The organism is Pseudomonas sp. P5_A12 (assembly GCF_056400685.1).
The window spans coordinates 1-1,328 of record NZ_JBFUKU010000576.1 but is presented as its reverse complement, the minus strand read 5'-3'; the positions used below and the strand labels follow the sequence as shown (position 1 = coordinate 1,328).

The 1,328-nt window shown below is 39.8% G+C and carries 2 protein-coding genes; both read right to left on the bottom strand.

All coding sequences use genetic code 11. The annotated features are described in order from the left end of the window. A partial coding sequence (locus AC1DSG_RS31225; protein ID WP_477794304.1) for a hypothetical protein occupies nucleotides 1–525 on the bottom strand: 525 nt, incomplete at its 3' end. Between the two features lie 57 nt (nucleotides 526–582). Next, nucleotides 583–1,328 (bottom strand): beta-1,6-N-acetylglucosaminyltransferase (locus tag AC1DSG_RS31220; RefSeq protein ID WP_477794303.1); only part of this gene is annotated, 746 nt, incomplete at its 5' end.

Genomic DNA, 1,328 nt, shown 5'->3' with positions numbered 1-1,328 from the left:
GAATCTACCTTTCCAACTACTTGTTGAATATTCAAATAATAATAAATAGACGTTGAGGAGGATTATTATGGTTGTGAAGTAATACAGACCTTTGAATAGAGACTTGTAGTGAGTCTCAGCGCTAGTTGTACCATCTCGTGATAAAATTATAAAATATAGTACTAGAGTACATAAAAATGATATTGGGTGTTCCAGTCCCCCTTCGGGTGCAATAACTAATCTAAGTGCTAGGAGTAGTTTAAAGGCTAGTAGCCATGTGGCAGGGTTGATCAGCTTGAACGAAACTAGCCTTGGTTTACTGGCCCAAGCGCACAAAAGAAGGAACAGCCCAATGATACCAATAAATGGGCTGTAGTTTTTGAGCGCTAATATAAAGGAGCTATAAGTGACTGTTTGAGCTTCTAGACTATAGCCAGGCTTTACTGCTGCTGAAAATAGAAATAAAGTTATGCCGGTGGATATTAAATCTGGGCGCCAGAAAAGTTCGTCTTTTGAACGCTGCCGGTACGCGTCAAGCCTCAACATTTTATTTGTGTCCTTAAATACCATTCTAGAATTGCTTGACGGCTATCGCTTAGGGGCTTAACAATTAAGTAGTTTGATGTTGATTGCTTCAACCAAGCTGGCCCCGCTGCTGGAGTTTACTTTTCTCACGAATAATTTATCAGAAGATTTAATTAGCTCCCAGTCATCTAGGGTGAACCATTTTTGCAAGGAGGGGCATATTAAGTGAGTATTTGCTAGTCGCCATAAACCTCGCCCTTCGTACACCTGCAAGCCGTCAGCATTTGAATTAAACGGTGAATTGCCTACTATAGTGTGGAAGTAATGTTCGTCTGGAGAGAAGGTTTGTTTGTTTGTTTCATAAAACCAAGGATTTCTGTTGTGAAAATCTAAAATGTATTCACAGCACTCAGGTGTTAATGCGCACCAAGTGTGCCCAAAGTAAGGGATAATGGTGTTGTTCCAATTGTTTGGGATGCCTAACTGTCGCAAGATTTTTCTGGATAGCTTGTCGGCAAAATTTAGAAATTTGTTGTTGGTTGATATAAATGGCTCTAGGAAATGTTTTCGAGTGACTAGTTTTATGTAGTGTTCGGGGGAGTCTCGCATGTCTATATATTTAATAAACTGTCTTTCGGGTTCTGATGTAAATATATCGCTGATCTGTTTCTCTGGTTTTATTGGGTAGTCTGAGCCAGTTATGAATACGAAGTGCGTATAACGTTCCGAGAAAGGTAAAACAGCTCTGATTAAATTTAATAACGCATCAATCATGGACATTCCCGCCCAAGCTACGCTAACACGATCCTCGATAAAATTAACGG